Source organism: Blautia coccoides (assembly GCF_034355335.1).
GTDB classification, from domain to species: domain Bacteria; phylum Bacillota; class Clostridia; order Lachnospirales; family Lachnospiraceae; genus Blautia; species Blautia producta.
In genome coordinates, this window is the sequence record NZ_CP136422.1 from 5,453,820 (window position 1) to 5,477,348 (window position 23,529).

Here is a 23,529-nt window from a genome sequence, read left to right on the forward strand (position 1 = left end):
TTTTGACTCAGCATAATACGTCACTTAAATGAATTCAGGAATGACATGAGATCCGTATCTTTCGTCCAATCCGGGAATTCTGCTTCACCGGTTACTTTCGGAGCAAGTTTATTGACTGCTTCTGTTTTCAAACGGTTGTCTGCCCTGATATAGACCATTGTGGTGGAAATATCCTCATGGCCAAGGAAGTCCCGGATGTAAACGATGTTGATCCCGGCTTCCAACATGTGCATTGCTTTGCTGTGCCGGAAACCGTGTGCATGGATTTCTGGAAAAGATTGATCCTTACTCCGGATTTCATGTACATACTTCCGAATGATATAGTTGACTCCGTCACGGCTCAACTTTGCCTGTCTCTGGTTGACAACCAAAGGCTGATCGGTTGAAATATTCCTTCGCTGTCGTTTGATGTATTCAGAAACCAGTTTTGCTGTATTACGGGCAATCGCTACTGTACGGTATTTATTCCCTTTACCATGGAGACGCACTGTGGGATTGTCCCCAGTCTGGATATCCCGGATCGCCATATCACAGAGTTCCTGCACACGACACCCGCTGTCATAAAGAAGTGTCAGGATCACCCGGTGACGCAGTCCATTTTCCGTATTGATATCCGGATAGTTGATCAACTCCCGGATCTGATCAGGTGACAGGAAAGCAATCTCACGCATTGCGGCTTTTTGGGATTTGATTCCCTGCACAAGCTGCAGTGGCGCAAGGTATTCCAAACACCGCACACCAGCATACTCAGAAAAAGATTTGATAGCTGCCAGCCGTTGATTCGCTGTGGAAACACTGCATCCCCTGTTTCTCAGCCATTCAAGATACTCTATGATGAGAACGCGGTCAAAGCTTTGCATAGTGAAATCTGTAAGCCGGATCTTTTTGTATTCGGTCAGAAAAACAGCAAACAGCTTTAAGGCATCTTTATAGCTGAGAACCGTATTCCTGGAATAGTTTCTCTGCAACGGCAGGAAATCTGTCAGGAACCCTGTGACCAGTTGGGCAAAATCAGTAGAATTCGTGTTCATAGAACGCCACCTCCTGGATGATATCCGGAAAGGCCGCTTCCAGATGTTCTCGAACAAACGGGAATGCTGCAGACGTCAGTTTCAGATAATAAGCGGTCTCTTCAAAACTTTCGTGCCCAAGCATGGTACGCATGTAAGGAAGATACGCCAGCAGGTCTTTCCCTTCTTTTGACCACTTTAAGAGAAGGTTCACACAGTAAGTATGCCGGAAGTCATGGATGCGGGGACCACGTCCTGTATGAGAGATCCTAGCTTTGTCCAGATACCGCCGGAAGTTATGGTACAGGTTCTGCAGTGTCATTTCACGCCCGGGCCGCACCAGAAAAAAGAATTCATCCTCCGGTGAGCTGCTGTGGATCTGATCCTTCAGTTCCACACATCTGGAAACAAGATCCGGATGGATCGGTACGAGCCGGTCCTTCTGGTTTTTTCCCGAAAGGACCCGGATATAGCCATTTGCGAGGTCTACGTCCTGGATCTTTGCCAGTCGCAGCTCGGATACCCTCATTCCACTTGTATAAAGGATCCGAAAAAACACCGGCATGACAAGGGCCCGGTAGGGGCACTCGGATGGTACAGACTGGCTGGCATCAACCGCAGTAAAAAAGCGTTCCAGCTCGTCCGGGGTGTAGATATGTGCGTCATATTTCTCCGGATGCCTTGTCAGTCCATGAGGAGGTATATATGCAGGTATCCCCACGCTGTTGAGATATTTGCAGAATACACGGAGGCTGCTGATCCTGTGGGCATGATTCGCTGCACTTTCGTAGCTGCGTTTCTGACACCAATGATCACAGAGATCCTGGGAAATCCTCTTTTCAGTAAGCTGATGTTGGCAGAAAAACGTATCGATCCTGCGGAATGCGGCAGTCTCTGCTTCATATTTGAATCCCAGGGACTGTTTTAAAGTGATCAGTCCACAGAATTCATCCCGGAAAACGCTGTTGAATCCCGAATCACCCATAGGCGTTCACCGGTGGAGTCAGGACACACTCCGAAAGCTTTTTCAGATCCGTCTTCAGGTAGATGCCTGTTACATCTGTATCGGAATGGCCCATGATCGAAGTAATAACGGGGAGTGGTGTTTCCATCTCCAGAAGCATGGAACCTGCACAGTGACGCAGGGAGTGGAATCCCGAATGACGGTCCTTATCCCTGCGGATGCCTGCTTTGCGCATATGGAAGATAATCCGGTTTTCCAGATGATCGTTATCCGAAAGCGGGTCAAAAGGCGGCATATGCTTTACAAAAACCACATCCGTATCATAATACTTCGGACGTCCGTTTTTAATATAATCAATGACCGCCCAGCCTACTGCATCCGGTATAGGGAGGGAAAGCGGCTTATGTGTTTTATGCTGGATAATGGAGAGTTTTTTATTGCTCCAGTCGAAGTTGCCAAACCGGAGATTTTTGATATCGCTGACCCTCAGCCCAAGAATACATGCCAGCAGGATCATGGCGTAATCTCTTTTCCCGATCGGACTGGAACGGTCAACTGCATGCAGCAACTCCTGCAGTTCCTCTGTTGTCCAGACAGATGGTATCTTTGACTTTTTGGATACCGTTGGCATATGTATCTCTGAAGCCAGGTCTGCGGAAACCATTCCAGTTCCCTGGAGATAGCGGAGGAAGTGGCGTATCGCACAGACATTCTGCTCCACTGTTTTAAAACTGTATCCAGCTAATGTCCTGAGATATCCATTGCAGGTATCCAGACAGACAGCACTGACTGATCGTATTCCTTTTTGTGAAAGGTAATCCATAAATACCATAGAGATTGACGTATAATGACCGATCGTGCTTTTCGAGAGCCCTGAATTTAAAAGCGCATTGCAATAGCCAGTATGAATACCAGCGTAATACGGATTCAGCCGGATCGGATTTTTCGAGGCATAGTATCTCCGGGTCAGTACCTGGTGGAGACGGTAATCTTCCAGCATATGTACGACTCTCAGGATCTGTACCCGCTGCTGTGAAAGGGTTCCGTCATTATATCTGGTCTGGAATCCATACTGTTTTTCCAGATAAGCCAGCCCCCGTTCCATATCGAAGACTTCATCTCCGTATTCTGTCAGCAGAAACGATTGGATCTTCTTCCATTCACGTTCATAAAACTGGACGGTAACTGGATTATAGTGGTTGTCTAACAAAAGATTTTTTAATCCGTCCGTGATCTCTTGTATTGTCATGGCTGCTTCTCCTTCCTGTTAGTTGATAGGTAGAGCATAGCAAAAAAGCCAATCGATTATCAGTCTTATAGTGAACGGATTTATCCTGCATACTAAAAGGTTGAAAGCAGTATTATGCGGAGTGATTTATACGAAAATGCCGGAAACAGTGCATTTATGCTGGCCGACTCAGCATAATGAAAGTGTCCGCATAAGGTTCGTTATGTGGATCTCCACATAACGAACCCTGTGGGCTGCCGAGGTCTGTCAGAAATAATCTTCCGGTCTCAACGTACCCACTCTTTAACCATTTACGCAGAATATCTCTGTCCATTGGGATATGGTTCAGTATCCATTCGTGACTGATATTATCAAAACAGCCTTTAATATCTCCTTCCAGCACCCATTTAGGGGATTTTGCTTTATTCAGACAGGTAAAACACTGTTCGATTGCATCCTGGACACATCTCTTTGCTCTAAAGCCATAGGAGTTAGGGTCAGCAGTGACTTCCGCAATCGGTTCCAGTGCAAATTTGTACAATGTCTGCATCGCTCTATCCTTCATACATGGGATACTGAGCGGCCTCATTTTTCCGTTCTTTTTCGGGATATATACCCTCTTTAACGGTAATGGTTTGTAGCCTCTTCGTTTTAAACTGAGAATTGCTTCATATTTCAGTTTGGGAGTAGACCATAAGATTTTGTCTACACCTGCTGTCTTTTTGCCTTTATTACTCGTTACTCTTTTTACAGCTAAAGCACGTCCGTAGAAAGAATGTGTAAGCAGCCATTGCAAAGACTTTACTTTGCCGGTTCTGCCCTGTTGATGAGCCTTTACGATACGCATTTGCAGTTTTTTAACGTATGCATTCGCTTTGTTCCAGTCGATGCTGCCCCATGCCTTTGCAACGTCAGAAGTCGCACACATTTTCATGTTCATTTGCCTTACTCCTTTCAAAAATTCTATAAACTCTCTCGTAATTAAGCACCATGCGGAATTCTGCTCCCCTTTCGGGTGGGGCAAATTTTGAACCCCTATCCATCCTCATTATAAGGTCGGCATTCGCTTCCTCCGCAATCCTTTACCCGCATTCCCAACGGCTTCCCTTACGGTCCACTTGCCTTTGCAGGCGAGAATACGGGCTTGACACGTTCCACTTAATCAACAATCATTGATAGTTTAGGTTCCACCTCTACTCCGGCAGTCTTATGTCCGCGTATTCCTATCGTGGAGAGGAATATCCAACTGCACACCTTTTGGTTCAAGCCTGTCAGCTACTTTGGCTTGTTCAGCCTTAACGAAGCTTACGGTGATTCAGTTAATTAACCATGCTATCAGAAAGCCTGCACCCTAACCGCCTTGTAGCTGGCAGTTTTGCTTCTCCCTCACGGGATTAGCTCCAAATAGGGTTCCGTTTATATCCGCTTCCGAACAATTCCATTACTGGCAAAGCCGGGGATATTGGCTTCATCCAACGGAATGGATGGTTTGGTCGGGGTTACCGCCAAACAGTTAAATTAAGCGACTTCGTGTCGCACCCACATGTAACTGTCGAAGGTTGCTTCCGTCACATACCGATAGATATGCACTTTTTTGTTCCTATTGCCCTGACGGATGATACGCCCTTCCCTTTGTTCCAGGTCAGAAGGCTTCCAGCCTACATCCAGATGATGCAGGGCAATCAGACGGTCCTGCACGTTGGTACCGGCACCCATTTTAGCGGTAGAGCCCAGTAAAAAACGAACCTGTCCGGATTTTACTTTACTGAACAGCTCCGTTTTCTTCACTTCCGTATTGGCATCATGGATAAAAGCAATCTCTGCTTCCGGTACTCCTTTTGCCATAAGTTTCATTTTTAAATCGTCATAAACATTGAATGTCCCATCCCCTTTCGGTGTGCTGAGGTCGCAAAAAATGAGCTGGGCTGACCGTTTTGATGCGGTCTCTTTCCAGATAGCAAAGCTCTTTTCCACACAGGCACAGATTTTACTATCCTCATCATCCGGAAGCAATGGATTAACAAGACGCTGATCCAGTGCCAGCTTCCTTCCATCATTGGTCACTTTCAGCATATTGTCAACTGAGGAATCCACACCTCCGTCCCGTATCACCTCTGCACGTTCTCCAAGGCTCTCCACGATCTCTTTCTGATGTTCAGATGGTTTTAACACCACCGTTTCATATTCCGCTTCCGGCACCGGAAGTTCCAGCTGGTCTGCCGTCTTAATGTCAGCAATCTCTTTGAACATGCTCATCAGTTCCGGGATATTGTAAAACCTGGCAAATCTGGATTTTGCCCGGTATCCGGTACCTTCCGGAGCCAGTTCGATACTGGTCACAACCTCACCAAAGGTGGAAGCCCAGGAATCAAAATGTCCCAGTCCCATCCGGTTCAGTTTGCCATACTGCAGGTAACGCTGCATGGTATAAAGTTCCGTCATGCTGTTGCTGACCGGTGTGCCTGTAGCGAATGTAATACCTTTCCCGCCGGTGATCTCATCCAGATACTGGCATTTGTTGAACATATCTGCCGATTTCTGTGCTTCATTCTGGGCAATGCCTGCCACATTCCTCATTTTTGTGTAAAGGAATGCATTTTTGTAATAATGGGCTTCATCCACATACAGACGGTCTATCCCCAGTTCTTCAAACGTTACCACATCATCCTTTTTCTCTTTGTTCTCCAGCTTTTCCAGACGCCTCCTGAGACTCTTTTTGGTCTTTTCCAGCTGTTTTACCGTAAAACGGCTGCCATCAGTTTCCAGCTTTGCCTGCTGAATTCCGGCTTCCAGTTCTTCAATCTGCTCTTCGATGATCTTTTTCTGGCGTTCTTCCGATAAGGGGATCCTCTCAAACTGGGAATGCCCGATGATCACTGCATCATAGCTGCCCATTGCGATTCTGGCACAGAACTTTTTACGGTTTGCCGGTTCAAAATCTTTTTTCGTTGCCACCAGGATATTGGCTCCCGGATAGAGCTGTAGAAATTCAGCGCCCCATTGCTCCGTAAGGTGGTTGGGAACTACAAAAAGGCTTTTCTGGGCAATGCCAAGACGTTTGCTCTCCATAGCAGCGGCTACCATCTCATAGGTCTTTCCGCTTCCCACTACATGGGCAAGCAGGACATTATCCCCATAAAGCTGATGGGCAACGGCATTTTTCTGGTGCGGACGAAGCTCTATTTCCGGATTCATTCCCGGAAAGGTCAGATGGCTGCCATCGTATTCCCTGGGACGGATGGAATTGAAACGTTCATTATAAATCCGGCACAGTTTTTCCCTCCGTTCCTGGTCCCTGAAGATCCAGTCCTTAAATGCTTCCTTGATTGCATCCTGTTTCTGGGTTGCCAGCATCGTTTCTTTTTTATTCAACACACGGATTTCATTTCCCTCTGCATCCAGCTTTGTGTCATAGATCCGTACATCTTTTAAATTCAGGGTTTCTTCCAGAATCTTATAGGCATTGATCCTGCTGGTACCATACGTTGCTGTGGTCAGCACATTCCGGTCACTGTCCGCATTTTTACCGCTGATATTCCATGCACCGCTGGCTTCCGAATACCGGATATCAATTACCCTTCCGACCAGATAACCCGGGGTATCAAATAGTTCTTCCATAAAATCCCGGTATATTTCCGGGGCGATCCATGTGGCACCGATCCGGACTTCAATCTCTGATGCATCCAGGTCTACCGGCTGCACCTGCTTAAGGGCATTTACATTGCTGGTAAATTCCGGGTGGTTTTCTGCAAAGATTTTTGCCGTTTTCAGTTTCTCCCGGACATTACCGGATAGATATTCATCCGCAGTCTCCCACTGTCCATTGACCGGATCCCGAAAGATTACTCCTGTCAGTTCTTCTGCAACTTTCTCTTCCGTCTTACCTGTCAGCCCTGCCATATAAGGAAGATCAACCCTTGCTTTTTCATTCAGGGAAATCGTCAGGGCTTCCGCCGCAGTTTCAACACTGGTCACAGCCACTGCTTTCTTAATCGTCCGCTTGGTAAACATATCCGCTTTCCGTTTCAATGTACCATCTTCATTAAGATCCTCCAACGAACAAAGCAGACAATAAGAAGAGTCATCGGAGAATGCCCGTTTGTTTGCATTGCTTCCGATGACCCCATATTTTTCCGTATAAGCGTCATAGACCTGATTCAGTTTGACCTGAAGCTCCTGTATCGCCTCATCCGTTGCATTTTCTTCCATCTGCAGGGCGATCAAGTCCCGGACTACCTCACGGATCTCTACCATACCCTTTACACGTTCCGCCGTAGCTGCCGGCAGCTTCACCGGATTCATCAGGGAATTTACCCGGTAATAGATATGGTCATCCACCACAGTAAAACTGTAGTTACGGACAGCCGGATCCGCAGGAATGCTTTCCATGATCTCATCCAGTTCTGTTTCTGCCGTTACTGCCGGAACCATCGTTCCATGGATTTTTGCTGCGGCATCTTCCAGCTGTTCCGCCAGGTCTGCCCCTTCCAGCGGAAGACAGGCAGTCTCCATGCCATATGGTCCGGACACCTCTGCCATCGTTCCAAGTACCATTTCCGGGTGGGTAATAAAATACTGGTTTATGGTAATCCCATTATTATCCTCTCCCAGATTAACCCATTCCGGCTCTTCCATGGAAATGCTCTCCCTTTTCTGGAAGAACAGGATGTCTGCACTGACTTCGGTTCCCGCATTCGCCTTAAAAGCATTGTTCGGAAGACGGATCGCCCCTAGAAGCTCTGCCCGCTCTGCAAGATACTTCCTGACCTCCGGCGATGCTTTATCCATGGTTCCTTTGGTTGTGATCAGGGCAGCCACACCACGCGGCCGTAACTGGTCAATGGTCTTTGCAAGGAAATAATCATGGACCATAAAATGATACTTGTCATACTGGCGGTCATTCACTTTATAGGAACCAAAAGGGACATTTCCGATTGCCACATCAAAAAAATCATTGGGATAATCGGTCTTTTCAAATCCTTTGATCTGGATATCAGCGTTCGGATAAAGCAGTTTTGCGATCCTGCCGCTGATGCTGTCCAGTTCCACTCCATAAAGCTGGGACTGCTGTAACTTGTCCGGAAGCATTCCAAAAAAGTTTCCTACACCCATGGATGGTTCCAGGATGTTGCCCTTTTCAAATCCCAGATTCTGAAGCACCTGATACATGCTCTCGATGATAACAGGCTGTGTATAATGGGCATTCAACGTGGATTCCCTTGCCGCCGCATATTCATCTTTTGTAAGCAGATCTTTCAGTTCCTGATACTCCTCACTCCAGGAGGCTTTGCTTTCATCAAAGGCATCCGGCAATCCTCCCCAGCCAACATAGTTTGACAGAATTTCCTGCTCCTCTGGTGATGCATAACGGTTCTCTCTTTCACATTTTTTCAGAACCTGGATCGCCATCACATTGGCTCTGAATTTTTCTTTTGCTGTTCCGTAGCCCAGCTGGTCATCCGTGATATGAAAATTGACTGCTGGTATCTCAACAGATAATGCACGTTCCTTTTCCCCATACTCATTCCAGACACGTTCCGATATTTGACGGAAATAAACGGATTCATTTTCCATGATACTGTAGCTGACTTCCCGGAGTTCTTCCAGATTCGCTGCATTTTCAATATCCTCATGATACTGAAAATAAAGGGCTTCCCGTTCCAGTACCATCTCCAGCCGTTCCAGTTCCGGTTCGGACATCCGCTCCCAAATATCATCTTTTTCCGTATGGATAGTAAACCCTTCCCCGTCATCGTGATATTCCACCGTATAATGCAGGATATCCTGCTCCCCACGGATCTCACAGGTAAAGTCATACTCCGTCGTCCTGCTCACAGAAGAATACTGGCGGTTTACCAATACCAGGTTCTGCACATCTTCTGCCCTTAATGGCAGCCCGCTTTCTTCCGGCTTATCTTCCACATTTTCTTCCGCATGAACTTCCGCAACTTTCTCAACCTCTTCCGGAACTTCCTTTGTTCCCAGTGACTTCTTTACCTCTTCCATATCAGCAAGCCGCTGGGCTTCCTGCCGTTCTTCATATTTTTCCAGCTCTTCCGGTGACAAAAAATCCTCCATCCGGATCAGCTGCCTCGTCCTTGAAGCTGCCTGTTTCCACTTGACCAGTGTTGTCAGGCTTGGGTTGGATATCTGTCCTTTGCTCAAACGGATCCCTTTTGCGTCATGCCACTCATCGGAAAGGTCGCTTCCCTGGATGCCCGGTGTGCATCCTCCGTCTCCGTACTCATGTTTTAAGAAGTCGGCTGCTTCTTTTTCATCGTGGTGTTCCAGGAAAAATTCATAGATACGGTTCCTTCCGCCAGCTACATTTCCACCCCTCCGTAAAACAGAGTCAATCTCATCCTGCGTAATAAAAGCTGTTTCCGGCGGTGTTACGGTTTCTTCCTGCCGACTCCAATCAAGCGACCTTCCAAGGTCATAGACCCTCTGCTTGTATATTGGATTATTCCGGATCTGGTACCTCATATAGTTTTCCGGATGACGTTCCATATCCCGTTCCAGTTCCACAAGCATCTGGTAATACTCCCTTGTCTGTTCCGGATCATCCAGACCTGCACGGAACCTTTCGGTCGTTTCTGTATGGCTGTATATTCCCCTGATAGCCCCGGTATCCCGGAAATGAAGGGCCAGCTGGCTGGAAAGCTCATCACATTCCACTTTAATGGAATTTTGCATAATCACGTTGGAAACATAAGTCCCCGCATCATACATATCCTGAATGCGGTTTGCCGCTTCTTCCCAGGTAAGCATACGGTCATAATTGTGTCTTGCGGATTCCCCACGTCGGAAACGCATACCGTCCCCGTCATACCAGACGCTGAATTTCTGTCCGGAAAACTCAAACCCTTTCCCGCCGGTACCATATTCCTGGATGAGAAAACTTCTCAGTTTCTCATGGTCAATTCCTTCCACAAGTTTTGCAGTGATATGGAATAATGTATTCTTCCGTCCGCTTCCGGTACGAAGCACATCATCCACGATCTCATCCGAAACAAAAAAAGCGGCTGGCTGTGTGAGTGCAGCTGCCGCTTTCCTGATCTCTCCAAACTGTTCTTCCTCTGTGGGGAACAGGCTTAATTGTATATAATCTCCTGAACCACCATCTCCTCTGCCTGTGCCCGGATCCGGTTCATGTGACGGGTCCATGCCATGCTGTCGGCTGATTTCTCCGGTGCCGGGTCTTTCTCCAGAAGCTGCATGGTCAGGTCTTCCACTTTCTGTCTGGCTTCGCTGTCCACTTCCATCAGATGTCTGTCCAGCCTGTTCTGCAGTGCCAGTATGCTGAATCTGGCTTTCTTGTGGTTCCTCAGATATTCCTTCCGCATCATCCCGTATTTCCCGATGGTTCCCCTGGTCTCCTCCAGTTTGATATCCGGGATCAGATAATCCCCGCTTTACTTTACTTAAGGATAATCCTTCGGGGAACCGCCATAAATGGCACATTCCCCATAGTTTCCGTATCTAATCAATCTTTCCGACAAAACGGTAATAAATCTCAATGTCCCACACCTTTTTGCCATTCTCGTCTTTCCTCCACTGATGGACGACGATTTTCTCAATCAGTTCATTCAAAAGAGGAGCGGTAAGCTCGTCAATGGCACTGTATTTCTGGATTAAGTCCACCCACCGTTTTGCGTCGTCCGTTTCCGCTTTGGCATCCTCAAGCCTTGCGGATACGGTCTTTATCGTTTCATCAAGCTGTTGCTGCTCCGTGCGGTATTTGACGGAGAGCATGGAATAGTTTTCTTCGTCAAGAAGCCCTTTTACCCTGTCCTCGTACATCTTCGCAAAGAGGTTGTTCAGTTCCTGCCTGCGTTTCTGCGCCTTTTTCAGTTCTTTTTCGTCACGGGCATTCTCTGTCCTCCGCTGTTTCTTGCTGCTCTGCAACAGCCGTTCCAGAATGGCGTCCTCATTCTCCTTTACCGCCATCAGCCAGTATTGTAACCGTCCGAGGACAAAAGCATAGAGCAGGTTGTAGGTGATGAAATGCAGGGAACACGCTTCTTTCCCATGTGCGGAATACTGCGTGCAGCGGTAATACCTCGACTTGTTCTTTGTGTTTGCCGCCGACAGGCTCCACCCGCACTCGCCGCATTTGAGCAGCCCTGCGAATATCTGCGGCTCATCGTCCTTTCTGCTGCGTTTGCGGGAATTGATATGCCCCTGCACTAAATCCCATGTTTCACGGTCAACTAATGGCTCATGGGTGTTCTCAATCCGCATCCAGTCCTCTTTCGGTCGCCTGACGTTCTTCTTTGACTTGTAGGAGAGTTTCTGTATCTGGTAATGTACGGTGTTGCCAAGATAGATTTCATTCTGAAGGATTTTGCTTACGGTAACGATGTTCCAGAGGTATTTCTTCCCCTCTGGCTGACCTTCAAAAATGTTCGCCTTGTAGCCGTTTTTCTGCGACGCCCACCATGCGGGTATCGGGACTTTCTCGGCGGCAAGGGTGCGGCAGATTTTGTTCGCCCCGTATCCGTGCGCCGCAAGCGCGAAAATCTTCTCCACAATCCACTTCGTTTCCTCGTCAACGACGAGCCTGTTTTTCTCGGCAGGGTTAATTTTATAGCCGATTGGCACGACAGGGGCGATGTATTCCCCATTTTTAAACTTGGCTTTCATCGCATTTTTTACCTTGCGGCTCGTTTCCTTTGCCTGCCATTCGTTGACGATGTTCTTGAATGGGGCGATGTCGTTGTCCTCCCTTATCGTGTCAACGCCGTCATGGATTGCGATGTACCTTACGCCCTTACTTGGGAAATAAAGCTCCGTATACTGCCCTGTGAGGATATAGTTCCTGCCAAGCCTTGACAAATCCTTTGTGACAACGCAATTGATTTTCCCATCCTCTATGTCCTCAATCATTCGTTTGAAGCTCGGTCGCTCGAAATTCGTACCAGAAAATCCGTCGTCCACATACTCGTCTACGACTAAAAATCCCTGCTCATTTGCGTAATCCCTAAGGATTTGTTTCTGTGTGGAAATGCTTGCGCTTTCCCCTTCCAATTCATCATCACGGCTTAAACGCATATATAACGCTGTATTGTATTGCTGCTGTTTCACTTGTTTTAACCTCCTGTCTTTGGAAACAGCCCGCCACAATACACTGCTTGCATGAATCTATTATAGCATGGGGCAGGCTGTTTTTCCATCATCATCGGCATTTATTTATGCAGATTTTTTTCTCTCATGCCGCATGACTTTCTCTACAAGCCTTTCCACGGTCTGCTTTTTATCGCTGAAATGCTCTTTAAAACAGATAATTTCTTTGCCGCAGACAAAGAATGCCTGACCGTCTTTTTCTATGAAACAGCCCTGCGGTATGCCCTTCTCCTTTGGCTTTATGCCTGTCTGTATCATCCTGTCAAACAATTTGACCATTCAATCCCTACCTTTCTCTTGACCTGTTTTTATTCGATTTCTGCAATTCCTCCAATACTTCTGGCGGTATTTTTTTCAATAACCGTTCCATCTGCTGATTAGTTTTCTGCAACTCAAATATCCTCTGGTTGGCTTTCTGTACCTTTAATTCCTGTTCGTACTTTTCATCACGCATACGCCCCGCATAATCGGATTCCTGCCCGATTCTCTCTTTCAAGCTGTCGATATAAGCTCTCTGTTTGCCGATTTCCTTAGAGAATTTCTCCACGTCTGGGAGCCACGCCGCAATCAGTTCCAGAGCCTTGTCACGCTTCTTTCCTGCGTTAAAGGCGTTAATGTCGGAGAGGGCAGACACGATTTCTTCATACTGTTTATCAAGCCTGCCGCCTAGTTTATAGAGCCATGTGGGGATGTGCTTGCGCTTTGTATCCATTGAGGACTGCCCCCGTTCAAGCGGATTCCACCGTGCGGACATCCGCTCATGGTAGGCGGTCTGCCACTCGGACAGGCTCTTTTGGTTGCCTAAGATAGACTTCGCTGACAGCTTGTTGTCGGGCGTGAGCGGCACAAAGCACAGGTGCATATGGGGCGTTCTTTCGTCCATGTGGACGACTGCGGAGAGGATATTCTGCTTTCCCACACGTTCCGAAATGAAGTCAAGAGCCGTCTGGAAATAGGCTTTTTGTTCTTCTGGCGGTAAGCTGTTCATAAATTCGGGCGAAGCGGTGATGAGCGTTTCCACCATCATCACGCTGTCTTTCCTTACCTTACAGCCCGCTTCATCTACCATTCGGTTTATCTCTTTTTTGTAGGTGTAACGGGGTGGATTCACAAGATGGTAGTTATCTTTGGAGCGTCCCACGTCAATGTCTGGGTTGCTTTTATAGGCTTCTTTCTTCCTCTCGTTGTGGCGTTCACAAGCCGCAACGCCGCCTGCTTTGCGTTTCTGGAAACGCAGGATTGCATAGGGCATAGTTCATCATCTTCCTTTCTTCGGCGGGTAAACTCTTAGCTGCGTGACGGCTGTGACGGTGGTGACGGCGTTTATGGGATACCCCCTGCCGTCTGCATAGCTGTCACTGCTACGCCGACATTCTTCCATCCGAAGCTGCAAGGCGCAGGATGGGGCAGGGCGTATGCCCTGCTTTAAGGGAGTCCAGAGGGAACGTCTGGCACACGGCTCTTTGCAGGGCAAAGTGTAGTGTGTTACACCCTGTAAACGCAGTCGGAAAAATCGGGGGATTTTTCTGACCGCAGGGGTGGCTTTACGAGCCAAAGAGGGCGCGTAATGCCCACGCCTGCATTTTGCGTTTACGGGGTGTTCTCCCGTAGGGGTGACAGCGGCGGGGGTATCCCATAAACGCCGTCACCACCGTCATGACTGTCACCCACTGGGAAAACTGCCGCTTCCCGCTACATGATGGGGGCAGCGGTACATGCAATATTAACTGCCATCACCGTCACAATCGGCATTGTCTTCATCCGTCTCCCTCACAAGCGAAATCATCCTGCCGCTGTTTTTACGGTGGAACTCATAACGGATATGGTTTTCATGCAGGAAGTCCAGACGGTATTCATTCATCCATTTTGTTAAGACGTTCGGGGCGGTTTCCGTTTCCCCCATAGCGGCTAACAGCTCCGTGGCTATGCCAGTCCATTCCTCCCTGCCCCGCATAAAATCCACTAACCGAAAAAGGACGTCTGGTATTGCTTCTTTTGCAAGCTGTTCCTGCTCCTTACGTTCCACCAGTTCCCAACTGCAATCACGGAAACGGAGCGTGAACTCCTGATACGGCGTGTCCCTGCCCGTCACATACAGCTTGGCGGCACTGGACGCGCGTTTCTCCTTTTCCAGAACAAAGGTTGCGTCCGCACTCCCTGTCAGCCCTGTCGTGCCAGACACCTTATTGAATACGTCGCTGTCGTTTTGCTTTCGGATGTGGTGGACGACAATGACCGCCAATGAATGCCTGTCTGCAAAGTCCTTGATGAGGGAAATGTCCTCGTAATCGCTGGCGTAGGTGTTGTCTTTGGATGCCGTGCGGACTTTCTGCAAAGTGTCAATGACAATGAGCCTGCTGTCGGGGCATTCTTTCAGATATTCTTCAAGCTGGATGATAAGGCTGTCTGACAGCTTGCTGCTCGCCACGGCAAAATGGAGCCGCCCGCTCGCTTCATCCGTCAAACGGAACAGCCTGCCTTGTATGCGGCAGAACGTGTCCTCCAGACAGAGATACAGCACATCGCCCCCCAGCGTGGGCATATCCCATAAGGGGATTCCCTGTGACACGCAAAGACAGAGCTTTAACATAAGCCAGCTCTTACCGATTTTCTGTGAGCCGCAGAACAGGGTTAAGCCCGTGGGTATCAGACCGTCCACCACAAAGGACGGCGTTTCAAGCGGCTCATAAAGGAGCGTGTCTGCATTGACTGTCTGTAACTTCTGCATGGCTTTCCTCCTTTCGGGCAGTGGTTTTGTTTTTAATGTGCATAGGCGTTGACCTCCTTAAATAGATTTACCCCCACGAAAAAAGTGGGAGTATGTAATGCCGCCCCCCGCTTTCCTCCCGCCAAAAAGAAGCGGGAGATTCCCCCGTACCTAATAGCCCATAGAAAAGCAGGATATATGAGACGCTCATAAAATTTTCCGCAGCTTCTTCCGCAGATGGTTTAACCTCGCATAGACAGCCCCTGCCGTTAAATGCACAAGTGGGGCAATCTCCTTTGTGGAATATCCCTGCATTTTCAGCAGGATGATTTGTAACGTGCGTTTATCTACCGTGATTAAAGCAAAGTACAGAGTTTCGCTCTCAATCTCGTCCAGTAAATCATCAACAGACTTTACCTCCGTCTGCTTCTCCCTGTCCGCCATGCCCTCAAGGTATTCGCCGAAGTCGCTCGCCCATCGGTAAAACCGCCTGTTGGAATTAAAATCTGCCCTGTCGTCTGTGCGGATTTGCTCAATGGTTGCTTCATCAACGCCGCACTCACGCAGAACCTTTTCCTCGGCTTCTTTCCAGATACGCCATTTCCTGTCCTCCCGTCCGTGGTTGTATGCCATCCTTATTTCCTCCAATCGAATTGATTGAGAGGGCAGGAAAAAGCCCCCTCATTTTCCCAAAGGAAAAAACAAGGGGACTGAACGCCTTAAATTTTGTTTTCGATTATCTTTCTCAGCTTCGCAAGGATTTTGGTTTTGCGCTTGTTGACAACGCTCTGTGTCACACCTAACCGCAATCCGACTTCCCGCTCGGAAAGTTCTTCAAAGAAGATTGCTTGTATCAATGCCTGCTCCCCATCCGACAATAAGGGCAGGGCGGCTTTCAGCCTGTCCACCATCACCGCACGGACAACGGTTTCCGCAACGTCCACCGTTTCATCAATAACGAAGTCAAGCACATTTCCCTCGCTGTCTGTAAATCCCTCCAACGACAGCAGCTTGTGGTTCGTGTCCAGTTTTTGCAGATAACGCCACCGTTCTTTATCTTTGTAAAAATCTGCGTACTGTTCCCGCACTACTTCAAGCAGACAGCCCTGCACGGGGATAAACAGCTTGTCCATGTAACTCTGGTCGGCTTGCCTGCGGCGGCAGAAGTCCGTATAGGATAATTCCACATAGACATTGTTTTCTTTGATATATACTTTTCTTGGTGCATATTTCACCGCTAATACCTCCCATCTGAATTTTTGAAATGTTAAAATCCAGATGGAGAGGGCGGGGAGCGGCAACGAATACCACATACAGCACTGCGGCGGCACATTTTGATAAAAAACGACAAAAGAAAAACCGCAAAGGCTCTGCGGCCTCTACGGTTATAGGAGATACATATTCTGTTAAGTGGAGATTCTACTTCTGGTTTCATGGTGAGAAGTAGCGTTGCATGGACAGGGATTTTTTTAACTGGCTTCCTGCCATTCCCCGATATGCTATGTATAAGTCAAATCTGCGTTGCTTGAGCAGATAGATTACTGCCCGAAAAAAGAACATAAAAAAATCCCTCCAAAAACTCAAAACGAAGTTAGAGAAGGGATTCAAAACATGATTGTGCAACCCGCTGAAACATCGTTTTTTTTATTCAGTGGGTTTTCATACAATCTATTCCCAAAAACTTTAATCCATTTAATTTAGTAATTCTTTTACTTCATCATCAGTCATTACATCTATCTTCTCGATTTTCTTGGTCTTGTCGCGAACAACCTTTACACTTACACCATTTGTCACGTTGTAATCGACATAAGTCGCACCGTCAGAATCATAGAAAAAATAAATGTCTTTGCCGTCAAACATGAACCTTTTCGTTTCTGCATTATAAGAAACGCCATATTCAGAATATCCTACAAGGGAATCGTCTGATGTATCGGGTTCGCCAAGTTCAAAACTTCCTGCTTCGCCGATTCCAGAATCCTGCATCTGACTTTTTACCTCATCGTTTTTCTTTGTGCGTTCAGCAAACTCTTTATCAGAAGCAATTTCCAAACCTGTTAATTTGCCCGAAGAATTGCGGATAGGTTTCAAGTCAACCGTGCCATCCTCATAGAAAAAGGCGTTTGTACTGTCTTCACTGATAGCGTCGTTAAAATAACGGACGATATTTCCATCATAGAGAAACCTGTCTTTGTTCTTGTCATAACTCAACCCAAACTCATTGTAAATGGAATACTGTTCTGCAATTTCTTCACGCCGTTCCTTTTCTTCCTGTGCCCGTTCTTCATCTGAAAGCTCCTGATTTGTTTCCACGGCTTGGGCTGGGCTTTCATAAGCCGCTTCATTTGGTACAGAAGTTTTCGGTACTTCTGCCATAACTGTACCGCATCCAGCAAGGCAGCAGATCGCAAATAGTGTGGGAAGTACATTTGTTATTCTTTTTTTCATTTCTTTATACCATCCTTTCTTTGAATATATCCGAAGTATAGCAGAAGACTTTGTGATAGATTTGGGATTTATTTGTGATTTGTGTGTAGATAGCAAATGCGGCAGGATAAAATTATCCCGCCGCATTCAGCATAATATTATATTTTATAGAAGCTCAAAGGAAAAACAAACGCCCATTTCCGTATTACAAACATCACAAACACTATTATGGTACTGTAATATTTTTTGTACGATATAAAGCCCCAGTCCGCTTCCTCCTGTTTTTCGGCTGCGTGACTGTTCTATACGATAAAAGGGTTCAAATATTTTATCCATGTTTTCTTTTGCTATATGTGTACCGCTATTTTCTATTTGGAACAAATAATGGTTTTGCGTATGATTGACTGTGATGTTAATCACTGCTTTTTGTGGAGAATATTTAATGGCATTTCCTATTACGTTGGAGAATACTTTTTCCAAAAGAAGTCTATTCCCATTTACCGTTGCTGATTGCGGAACATTTAAGCACACTCGCAAATCCTTGTTTATAATTAAATCTTCGGTTTCCCTTAAATATTTCTGTATGACCCGCACACAATCAAAAGGCTCTTTTTTTAAATCTGTACCAGATGTTTGCAACCTTGAAATTGTTAATAACTCCTGCACCATGAGTTCAAGTGTATTTGCAACTTCTAATGAGCGGGAAAGATATTTTTCCCTGTCTTTATATATTCCTATTCCAAGCAGCATACCTTCTAGCTGCCCTTTGATAATCGTTATAGGCGTTTTTAATTCATGTGAAGCGGCAGAAAAAAAATCCATCTGTGCCTGTTCCAGTTCTTTTTCATGCTCAATATCTTCTTCCAACTTCGCATTGGCATTTTTCAAATCGGAAAGTGCAGTCTGTAAGTTTTGGGACATGCTATTCAGACTTTTTTCCAATATTCCTAATTCATCTGTCCGTTTTGCATCTAATTTCCAGTCTAATTGCATTTCTGACATTTTTGTAGCTATGCTACTAATCCTCAACACTGGTGATGTGATTATCCTTGAAAAAAGTAAGGAAACCAATAGTGCAAGGATAAGGGCGGAGATAAATACAATAGGGGAAATCCTTAAGAATACTTGCCTAAGTTCTTCCACTTGTGTTGCCTCGCCATAAACAACAAGCATATATTTTGTTCCAGAGCCGAAAAAGGAAAAGTAAAAACTGTTTGACAAAACAGGAGCATCTGAGGAAGATGCCATTTCTGATGCGCTTGCTTCATTCCCCCGCATTGTTGGTATTGTTATCCCCTGTCCATTATCATCATATAGCTCCACGCTAAAAATATTTATATTTTCTAAAAACTGGTCGAACAGCCCCCCTGAATCCTCTAGGGCAGTCATCTCTAATTCATCAATAAAATCTAATGTCTGCCGTGATAACACACTATTTAGCTCATTGGAATAAGTCTGGGGCATTAAAACCGCTACCAACCCAAATACGGATAGACTAACGCATAACAGTAGTATGGCAGTAATCATAAAAATCTTTGAAAACAGGCTGTCATTAAATTTCTTTATCAATTTTATATCCCACCCCTCTAATCGTCAGAATAAAGTCAATGCCTAATTTTTTGCGTAGGTTCTTAATATGCGTGTCAACTACACGTTCATCACCAAAAAAATCATACTTCCATACACTGTCCAATAAATTTTGTCTTGTCATTACCCGTCCTTGATGTGTCAGCAACTCACGCAACACCTCAAATTCACGCTGTGTTAATTCATAGCTGTTTCCGTCTACGGTCGCAATATAACTGTCTAAATCGAGAATAAGGTTACGGTAATTGATGGTCTGGTTTTCTTCATCTTTTCCTTGATTGCTCCGCCTTAGAACCGCAGCAATTTTTCGTATTAGGACGGGCATAGAAAAAGGTTTTGTGATATAATCATCAACCTGCAAGTCCAATCCCTTTATCTGTTCTTCTTCACCATTTAATGCAGTCAGCATGATAATAGGAACTTGTGACTGTTTGCGTATCAATTCGCAAAGTGTGAAACCATCAATTTTAGGAAGCATAATATCCAATAGTATCAAATCAAATTGACTGTTTGAAAAAATGTCAATCGCTTCCACACCGTCATTTGCAACATCTACTTCGTAACCAGCCTCTTGTAAGAAACTGTGCAGAAGCTCTTGAATATCAAAATCATCTTCAACAACTAATATTTTTTGCATAATGCCACCTCCACGATAAGCATATCATAGTATTGTGTGATTAAAGTGTAGATTTTATATTTATTATACTTAGCTTAATCAACCGTATCAACCAAACAGATATATGTTTTATACTGTCCGAAAAAAAACGGCAGAGATTCCCCCTACCGTCATCGCTGTCTATACAAATATAATTTCTCTCTCTACAATCTCCCTTGCACACGCCCTTATGTTACCTAGCCGCCCTGTCCATTCTAAAGCATTTTCTTCCTTTAGCTGTTCTGTTATGCCCTGTGCCTGTTTCATGCCCTCTATGAGCCTTTCAAAGCGTTCCTGTGCCTGCCTGTCTACATCGACAAGATAGGCATTGAGCCTGCCGCTTGTAAGAAGATTGGTGTATGTAACCTTATGGTACTGTTTCAGATAGTCCAAGTGCCTCTTTCTCGCCTGTCGGCTCGGTCGGTTCGCAGCTTGAGTGCCACTGGCACTCGCTCACCCCCATATGCCTATTGGCTGTTCTTCTTCGGCGGGTAATCTTAAATCTGGGATAAGATACCCATTTTCTTCGTGGTATGTGCCGCCCAACTGTTCAAATAGTGATTTCATATGCAAAAACTCCTTTTCTGTATGGTTTGGTTTCTGCGGGGTATCTGCAAGCAATGTATCAGCAGGCTGTATGTATATGTTATCTTTAAGTTAAGTAATCCCCGTTCCTGCTGTAAGTGATCTCTCTCATGCTCTGTTACCTCCTTGTTTTCTTCTATCTTTGTCTCTCTGGTATTTTCTTCACTTTCACGAATTAACGTGTTAAATTCATTATAGACCACTTCCGATTCTTTTGCAACCGTTTTCCTGTCATTTTCCAGATCCATAAGGACATACCGTCCAAGCTGCATCAGAATCGGCCTGCAGATCTCATTAACCGTTGTGCCAAGGTGCCCAAGCACACGGAGATCATTAAAATCCGTGATGTGCCGCAGGCTGTCCGCAGACAGGTATGCTTCCGTATCCATCCCGCACCGCTTTAATAGGACATACCATACACTGTCCGTCATAAGGTTCCGGAACTCCACTTCCTGGTTCTGCTCATCCAGTTCTTCCAGAAATGTCCCCTGCACATCCTGTTTCAGTTCATCAAACGCATCCGGAAGCCACTCCCGCACACTTTCCTGTGCTGCCTGATGCAGGGTTCCGGCAAGCCCGCCATCTCCTTCGTCCAATCCATACGCTCTCTGCAGATAATCTGCCGCAAGAAAACGGTCATCCTGTGGCAGCACCCACAAAGCCGGGTCTTTCCCCAGATTCCGAACCTTATAAGTATCCGAAATATCAAACACATACCGCAGGCGGTTTTTCGGGCTGGATGTATAATCAATCAGGGCAATGCCTTTCGAGCCTTTCCTGATCCATCGGTACATCCGCTTATTCCATACCTCCATGGATGCCACAGCGGTTGCTTCCGGTCTCTGGGCAAAGATCAGGAGCTGTTCATCAAAGGTGTATTTATATAACCGGGATGCGGTATCCAGAAAACGCATCCACTCTTCCGGCTTTGCTGCGATGTCCTTTGCGACTTCTTCCGTCAGCTGTTCCATGGCATATAATTTATTTGCCATACCCATTCATCCTCCTCTCATTCTATCGTCGTTTCCCGTTTTTTCTTCACACCGGATGTTTTCTGACCGGATGTGATTTTTTTCCGGTTTTCCTCCAGGGATTCCTTGATTGATTTTTTATGTGGTTTCTCATATCCATAATTTTCTGCTTCCTTTTCTGCCACTTTCAGATTGATATCATTCAAATCCACAGAGTATTGAATCTGCTCCATAGGAAGGATCTTTTTTTCCCGGAAAGAAAAATAGGACTGGTCATTTCCGAGAATCACATGGTCAATCACAGGGATTCCTGCCAACATACAAAGCTGCTGCATCCTGCCTGTAAGTGCAATGTCCTCCTTTGATGGGTTCAGGCTGCCGCTTGGATGGTTGTGGAACAAAAGAATGGAAGCGGCATTCGATAAGAACGCCACCTTTAATACTTCCCTCGGATGCACCAGTGACTGGTTCAGTGTCCCCATACTGATGATAGTCATGTTAATGGGAACATTATCACTTCGAAGATGGACCACTCCTACCACCTCCCGGTCATAGTCTTTAAAGGTATCTCCCAATACCCGGATCGCATCTTCCGGTGTAGAGATCTCTTCCTCACTCAGGATCGGTGCTTCTTTTACAAGCCGAACCGATACCTGGTCAATTCCGTATTTTCTTCTCACTTTCTGATGCTCCTCTCTTTAAGGGGATTTGAAGAATAAACTCCTGGTCTTTTTGTGACTCCAGGCATTTCCGGATATGTCCGGATAACCTTTTTCTTTCTTCCTCTTTCATTTTGTTGCTCATTCCCCTTCTCCCTCTACGACCTCTTCCATAACATCTGCAATCCGTTCCAATTCCCTTACAAGCGAAGGGAACTCATAACTGTTCCTGGCTTTTCCAATCTGATCCAGTAAAAATTCCGGTACATTGTTGATTGCCTCCGCTATCAATGCTTTTACTCTTAAATCCTCAATAGTCAGAAGTTCTTTGAGTCCAAATTCTTCACCCAAAACTTCCTTATACCTGATTAACTCGCCTTCAAGGCTATCCGGTTCTAACCGTCTTTCAAACTTTTCTCTTATATCATCACCATATAAGCACCACTCTGACATATACATCCTCCTTCATATAAGGGAACCTCCACAATGAAAGTCCCCTTATAACTCTGCTTATTATTGTTACATTACCATAGCCGTATCTCTCGTTTTACCCTGTGGTTTTCCCAGAGCATCCCCTGCTTTCATCTCTTCCTTCGCCTTTTCCAGCTTCACATGAATCCCGGTTTTCTCTGCCGGCTTTTCTGCCGAAGCTGCTTTTTCTTTTTCCAGACGTGCTTCCCGTTTCTCCGCATTTTCCATCACGGCTGTTCTGCCATCACAAAACTGCACTTTATCCGAAAGAATATCTTCCAGTGCTACTTCTGTTGCATTGACTTCTTTTACCATGGCATTCAGGGCTTTCACATCAAAGTCCCCATTATCCGGCAAAAGAAGTGTTTCATGGATGGAGGAAGGCAGGATATAAAAATCACCCTTCATAAACTCCCCGATCTGTTTGCGGATATCCTCATGCAGGATCAGGGATGCCGCATTCATTTTTGTTTCGTTCGTCAGGCAAAACATAGGCATGAAAAATTCCTCTGCCCTCCTGTCTCCGTTCAACAGATTCTGGGGTTTTTCTCCCATAATCGAGGATTCCATCAGATCATTTATTGCGTATAAAGCCGGTCCACGGTTTTTATCCGATGCCATCGCATCCTGATGGAGCGTCTGGACATCAATCTTCCACGCCTCTAAAAGTGCTTTGGTCACGGAAACAGAAGCAATGCCGTCTTTATTTTCCGACAGGTTGACCGTATAATAAGCTGCGAAATCCCCATGCATGGTCACAGCTTTATCTTCCAGCCATTCTTTGTTTTTATCCGGGTCACACATCCTGACCTGCAGCTTATCCTTGACATTCCCGTAATCCATCATGCCATTTACATCAACGTCCAGGTCCGTATCCATTTTTTCAATCCAAAGGTCTGCCACATCCCCTACACAGGCATCCGGACTTTTCCCGTTCCGGTATTCCTGGTAAAAGGAATCCAGATATACATTCGGTGTGATATTGGTGTCCTTTGCGGGAATGACCACCGCCGTCAGTGTCAGCCCGTTCTTCTTTACTACTTCCTGCAGATGGATATTGGCATCCGCATATTTTTCCGGAAGATAGTCCTTCACATTGTCCTTCACATATTCAAAAAAATCTTTTCTGTTCATCATACGCA

Annotated in this window: 19 protein-coding genes and 1 pseudogene; all 20 read right to left on the reverse strand. The window is 46.1% G+C overall.

Going from position 1 to position 23,529, the window contains the following annotated elements:
* Positions 1-20 precede the first annotated feature (20 nt).
* The 20 genes and pseudogenes from BLCOC_RS24555 to BLCOC_RS24650 all read right to left on the reverse strand — a co-directional run bounded on the left by BLCOC_RS24555 (position 21) and on the right by BLCOC_RS24650 (position 23,524).
* On the reverse strand, positions 21-1,031 hold the full coding sequence (locus BLCOC_RS24555) for a tyrosine-type recombinase/integrase (RefSeq protein WP_115622645.1): 1,011 nt from the start codon (positions 1,029-1,031) through the stop codon (positions 21-23).
* Positions 1,012-1,995, reverse strand: a complete 984-nt coding sequence (locus BLCOC_RS24560) for a tyrosine-type recombinase/integrase (protein ID WP_115622646.1) — start codon at positions 1,993-1,995, stop codon at positions 1,012-1,014. The genes BLCOC_RS24555 and BLCOC_RS24560 overlap by 20 nt, the downstream gene beginning before the upstream one ends.
* The gene (locus BLCOC_RS24565) at positions 1,988-3,223 is read right to left on the reverse strand and encodes a site-specific integrase (RefSeq protein ID WP_115622647.1); all 1,236 of its coding nucleotides are present in this window, start codon (positions 3,221-3,223) and stop codon (positions 1,988-1,990) included. The genes BLCOC_RS24560 and BLCOC_RS24565 overlap by 8 nt, the downstream gene beginning before the upstream one ends.
* Positions 3,224-3,377: 154 nt before the next feature.
* Entirely contained in the window at positions 3,378-4,142 is a 765-nt protein-coding gene (locus tag BLCOC_RS24570; protein ID WP_435867663.1) for a reverse transcriptase N-terminal domain-containing protein, read from the reverse strand.
* Between the two features lie 578 nt (positions 4,143-4,720).
* Positions 4,721-10,369 (reverse strand): DEAD/DEAH box helicase family protein, encoded by a 5,649-nt coding sequence (locus BLCOC_RS24575; protein ID WP_242998998.1) that lies wholly within the window; start codon positions 10,367-10,369, stop codon positions 4,721-4,723.
* On the reverse strand, positions 10,297-10,605 hold the full coding sequence (locus BLCOC_RS24580) for a TnpV protein (protein WP_322255287.1): 309 nt from the start codon (positions 10,603-10,605) through the stop codon (positions 10,297-10,299). Before BLCOC_RS24580 ends, BLCOC_RS24575 begins: the two co-directional genes overlap by 73 nt.
* Before the next feature lie 79 nt (positions 10,606-10,684).
* Positions 10,685-12,289, reverse strand: a complete 1,605-nt coding sequence (locus BLCOC_RS24585; protein ID WP_115623660.1) for a recombinase family protein — start codon at positions 12,287-12,289, stop codon at positions 10,685-10,687.
* A 105-nt stretch (positions 12,290-12,394) separates the two neighbouring features.
* Entirely contained in the window at positions 12,395-12,607 is a 213-nt protein-coding gene (locus tag BLCOC_RS24590) for a hypothetical protein (protein WP_115623661.1), read from the reverse strand.
* A 7-nt stretch (positions 12,608-12,614) separates the two neighbouring features.
* Positions 12,615-13,580, reverse strand: a complete 966-nt coding sequence (gene mobV / locus BLCOC_RS24595) for a MobV family relaxase (RefSeq protein ID WP_115623662.1) — start codon at positions 13,578-13,580, stop codon at positions 12,615-12,617.
* 471 nt (positions 13,581-14,051) lie between these two features.
* Entirely contained in the window at positions 14,052-15,056 is a 1,005-nt protein-coding gene (locus BLCOC_RS24600; RefSeq protein WP_115623663.1) for an AAA family ATPase, read from the reverse strand.
* Between the two features lie 186 nt (positions 15,057-15,242).
* Positions 15,243-15,668 carry an RNA polymerase sigma factor gene (locus tag BLCOC_RS24605; protein ID WP_115623664.1) on the reverse strand — a complete coding sequence of 142 codons (426 nt, stop codon included), beginning with the start codon at positions 15,666-15,668 and terminating at the stop codon, positions 15,243-15,245.
* Between the two features lie 86 nt (positions 15,669-15,754).
* Entirely contained in the window at positions 15,755-16,270 is a 516-nt protein-coding gene (locus tag BLCOC_RS24610) for a sigma-70 family RNA polymerase sigma factor (protein ID WP_115623665.1), read from the reverse strand.
* Positions 16,271-16,727: 457 nt separating this feature from the next.
* Positions 16,728-17,480, reverse strand: coding sequence for a hypothetical protein (locus tag BLCOC_RS24615; protein ID WP_115623666.1), 753 nt, complete (start codon positions 17,478-17,480; stop codon positions 16,728-16,730).
* Positions 17,481-17,624: 144 nt separating this feature from the next.
* Complete coding sequence (locus tag BLCOC_RS24620; protein WP_165907260.1) at positions 17,625-19,028, reverse strand: sensor histidine kinase; 1,404 nt, start codon at positions 19,026-19,028, stop codon at positions 17,625-17,627.
* A complete protein-coding gene (locus BLCOC_RS24625) occupies positions 19,012-19,683 on the reverse strand; it encodes a response regulator transcription factor (protein ID WP_115623667.1) in 672 nt (223 codons plus the stop codon). Before BLCOC_RS24625 ends, BLCOC_RS24620 begins: the two co-directional genes overlap by 17 nt.
* 159 nt (positions 19,684-19,842) lie before the next feature.
* Positions 19,843-20,268, reverse strand: a pseudogene (locus BLCOC_RS24630) (TnpV protein).
* Positions 20,265-21,278: a hypothetical protein gene (locus BLCOC_RS24635; RefSeq protein WP_242998999.1), complete on the reverse strand. Its 1,014-nt coding sequence runs from the start codon at positions 21,276-21,278 to the stop codon at positions 20,265-20,267. Before BLCOC_RS24635 ends, BLCOC_RS24630 begins: the two are co-directional and overlap by 4 nt.
* Positions 21,279-21,295: 17 nt before the next feature.
* Positions 21,296-21,937 (reverse strand): JAB domain-containing protein, encoded by a 642-nt coding sequence (locus tag BLCOC_RS24640; RefSeq protein ID WP_115623668.1) that lies wholly within the window; start codon positions 21,935-21,937, stop codon positions 21,296-21,298.
* 120 nt (positions 21,938-22,057) lie between these two features.
* Positions 22,058-22,369 (reverse strand): HrcA family transcriptional regulator, encoded by a 312-nt coding sequence (locus BLCOC_RS24645; RefSeq protein WP_242999000.1) that lies wholly within the window; start codon positions 22,367-22,369, stop codon positions 22,058-22,060.
* Between the two features lie 66 nt (positions 22,370-22,435).
* Positions 22,436-23,524, reverse strand: a complete 1,089-nt coding sequence (locus BLCOC_RS24650; RefSeq protein WP_115623670.1) for a DUF5688 family protein — start codon at positions 23,522-23,524, stop codon at positions 22,436-22,438.
* Positions 23,525-23,529: the final 5 nt, after the last annotated feature.

Bases quoted from the DNA above. Each gene is read 5' to 3' on its own strand.
- BLCOC_RS24605 (WP_115623664.1), bottom strand. From the start codon at position 15,668: ATGGCATACAACCACGGACGGGAGGACAGGAAATGGCGTATCTGGAAA.
- BLCOC_RS24555 (WP_115622645.1), bottom strand. From the start codon at position 1,031: ATGAACACGAATTCTACTGATTTTGCCCAACTGGTCACAGGGTTCCTG.
- BLCOC_RS24575 (WP_242998998.1), bottom strand. From the start codon at position 10,369: ATGGACCCGTCACATGAACCGGATCCGGGCACAGGCAGAGGAGATGGT.
- BLCOC_RS24600 (WP_115623663.1), bottom strand. From the start codon at position 15,056: ATGCAGAAGTTACAGACAGTCAATGCAGACACGCTCCTTTATGAGCCG.
- BLCOC_RS24615 (WP_115623666.1), bottom strand. From the start codon at position 17,480: ATGAAAAAAAGAATAACAAATGTACTTCCCACACTATTTGCGATCTGC.
- BLCOC_RS24560 (WP_115622646.1), bottom strand. From the start codon at position 1,995: ATGGGTGATTCGGGATTCAACAGCGTTTTCCGGGATGAATTCTGTGGA.
- mobV (WP_115623662.1), bottom strand. From the start codon at position 13,580: ATGCCCTATGCAATCCTGCGTTTCCAGAAACGCAAAGCAGGCGGCGTT.
- BLCOC_RS24645 (WP_242999000.1), bottom strand. From the start codon at position 22,369: ATGTCAGAGTGGTGCTTATATGGTGATGATATAAGAGAAAAGTTTGAA.
- BLCOC_RS24590 (WP_115623661.1), bottom strand. From the start codon at position 12,607: ATGGTCAAATTGTTTGACAGGATGATACAGACAGGCATAAAGCCAAAG.
- BLCOC_RS24565 (WP_115622647.1), bottom strand. From the start codon at position 3,223: ATGACAATACAAGAGATCACGGACGGATTAAAAAATCTTTTGTTAGAC.
- BLCOC_RS24650 (WP_115623670.1), bottom strand. From the start codon at position 23,524: ATGATGAACAGAAAAGATTTTTTTGAATATGTGAAGGACAATGTGAAG.
- BLCOC_RS24625 (WP_115623667.1), bottom strand. From the start codon at position 19,683: ATGCAAAAAATATTAGTTGTTGAAGATGATTTTGATATTCAAGAGCTT.
- BLCOC_RS24635 (WP_242998999.1), bottom strand. From the start codon at position 21,278: ATGGCAAATAAATTATATGCCATGGAACAGCTGACGGAAGAAGTCGCA.
- BLCOC_RS24570 (WP_435867663.1), bottom strand. From the start codon at position 4,142: ATGAACATGAAAATGTGTGCGACTTCTGACGTTGCAAAGGCATGGGGC.